We start from the raw sequence: 337 nt of genomic DNA on the forward strand, positions 1-337 counted from the left end.
GCGTCGCTGAGTTCCTGCTCGGCCTGGCGGCGGGCGCGGTCGGCCTGCTCCAAGAGTGTGCGGGACTCTTCCAGTTCGTTCTGAAGAGCATTGGCGCGACGCTCCGAGATGCCGAGCTGTTCGCGGGCATCGTCACGGGCGCGCTGCTCCTCCTCGAGAGCGGTCTGCAGATCCTTGATTTGTGCCTGGTAGCGTTTGATGTTCTTCTGTGCCTCGGCGTTAGCCTTGTTGGCGTGGTCGAGGGCGATTTCAAGCTCGTTGATGTCTGCCTCGAGCTTCTTCTTCATGCGCAACGCCTCAGCCTTGCCCTTAGCCTCGGCTTCGAGGGAAGCCTGCA

Annotated in this window: 1 protein-coding gene; it reads right to left on the minus strand. The window is 62.0% G+C overall.

Going from position 1 to position 337, the window contains the following annotated elements; translation table 11 throughout:
* On the minus strand, window positions 1–287 hold a 287-nt coding region (locus F0U44_RS24315), incomplete at its 3' end, for a hypothetical protein (protein WP_246160770.1).
* Window positions 288–337 lie beyond the last annotated feature (50 nt).

The sequence above is a fragment of the Nocardioides humilatus genome (assembly GCF_008373755.1).
Taxonomy (GTDB): domain Bacteria; phylum Actinomycetota; class Actinomycetes; order Propionibacteriales; family Nocardioidaceae; genus Nocardioides; species Nocardioides humilatus.